The sequence below is a fragment of the Streptomyces sp. NRRL WC-3549 genome, from assembly GCF_000721935.1.
GTDB lineage: Bacteria > Actinomycetota > Actinomycetes > Streptomycetales > Streptomycetaceae > Streptomyces.
On record NZ_KL585387.1, the window covers coordinates 160,795 to 162,800 of the forward strand.

General features: G+C 74.7%; 1 protein-coding gene and 1 pseudogene. Both read left to right on the forward strand.

Going from position 1 to position 2,006, the window contains the following annotated elements:
* The coding region (locus IH13_RS0106115) for a VOC family protein (RefSeq protein ID WP_063837403.1) at nt 1-651 on the forward strand (651 nt) is incomplete at its 5' end.
* 205 nt (nt 652-856) lie between these two features.
* Nucleotides 857-2,006, forward strand: a pseudogene (locus IH13_RS36845) (serine/threonine-protein kinase); the annotation flags it as partial.

Below are 2,006 nucleotides of genomic sequence, written 5' to 3' on the forward strand. Positions count from 1 at the left end.
ATGTGTATAAGAGACGGCCGCATGCCGACCGCCTGGGGCGTCTACTTCTCCACGGACGACGTCGTCGCCACCGTCGCACGGGTCCGGAAGGCCGGCGGTCAGGTGATCACCGATCCGGTACGGGCGGGGCGGGCCGGGGTCCTCGCGCAGGCGGCCGACCCCGGCGGTGCCGTCTTCGGCCTCTGGCAGGCGGGCGAGCGGGCCGGTTTCGAGAAGCGGAACGCCCCCGGCGCCTTCTGCTGGACCGAGGTCCTCACCCGGCAGCCGGAGCGGGTGGACGCCTTCTACGAGCAGGTCTTCGGGTTTCAGGGCACCAGCCTGGCCCTCCCCGCGGGGCCGGGCGGCTCCGCGGGGCGCACCGAGGACGGCACGGACTTCCGGATGTGGTCCCCGGCCGGAACCGAACCGGGCGCGGACACCGCGATCGGCGGCCGCGCCGTGATCACGGACGCGTACCCCGAGATGATGCCCAGCTACTTCCTCACCTACTTCACCGTCACCGACTGCGACCGGACGGCCGGGACCACCGTCCACCTCGGTGGCCGGATCTCGGCGCCGCCCTTCGACATCCCGTACGGGCGGACGGCGGTGCTCCAGGACGACCAGGGCGCGGTCTTCGCCGTGCTGCAGCCCACCGGGCCCCGGCCGTAGCGAGCCGGGCGGCTACGGCCGGGGTGTCCTGGAACGGGTGGAGTGACACAAGACACCCCGATCCGCCCCCGGGTTCGCAACCGGGGCGCGGGCCAGGAAGAATCGGGGGGCGCACCGCCAGGTGGTGCTCAGTGGTGAGACGCTGCACGGGGCGGGATTTCGCGGGCTTCTGTACCTGAGGTCCGTACGGGGAGGTGGCAGGCAAGTGGAGCAGCTGACGCAGCATGACCCGAGGCGGATCGGCCCGTTCGAGGTGCTGGGACGGCTCGGGGCCGGCGGCATGGGGCTGGTCTATCTCGCGCGCTCGGCGTCGGGCCGGCGGGTGGCGATCAAGACGGTCCGTACGGAACTGGCCGAGGACCAGCTGTTCCGGGTCCGTTTCACACGTGAGGTGGAGGCCGCCCGCGCCGTCAGCGGGTTCTACACCGCCGCCGTGGTGGACGCCGATCCGCGCGCGGCCGTCCCCTGGCTGGCCACCGCCTACGTCCCGGCCCCCTCCCTCGAGGAGATAGTGAACGAGTGCGGGCCGATGCCCACGCAGGCCGTCCGCTGGCTGGCCGCCGGGATCGCCGAGGCCCTGCAGTCGATCCACGGCGCCGGGCTCGTCCACCGCGACCTGAAGCCGTCCAACGTCCTGGTCGTCGAGGACGGGCCCCGGGTGATCGACTTCGGGATCGCCTCGGGGGTCTCGAACACCCGGCTGACGATGACCAACGTCGCCGTGGGTACTCCCGCGTACATGTCACCGGAGCAGGCCCGGGACTCGCGCAGCGTCACGGGCGCCAGCGACGTGTTCTCGCTCGGCTCGACGCTGGTCTTCGCGGCGACCGGGCATGCCCCGTTCCACGGGGCGAACCCGGTGGAGACCGTCTTCATGCTGCTGCGGGAGGGCCCCGACACGGAGGGGCTGCCCGAGGACCTGCGGTCCCTGATCGAGGCCTGCATGCAGATGGACGCCTCCCGGCGGCCCAGCCCCGCCGATCTCCAGGCCCAGCTGGCGCCGCACCTGTTCGCCTCCGGCGGTGACGACAGCGGCACGGCGTCGGCCTGGCTGCCGATGGCGGGGCCTGGCTGCCGATGGCGGCCACGGCGATGATCGAGCAGCGCCGGGGCGGCGGACGCGCGATCGCCCCGCCGCCCGCCGCGGTGGCCGCGCCCCCGCCCCCGCAACAGCCGCCGGGCGTCGGCCGGGACACGGCCTGGCGCGACGACGGCGCCCGTCCCGTCCCGGCCCCCGCGCCCGACGGCGGCCCGGTACGGCTGCCCGGCGCGCCCGTGCCGATCGGCCCGGGCCCGCGCCCGGTGGAGGTGCGCGGCGCCGCCGCCGCGCACGCCGACCCGGCCACCGGCTGGGT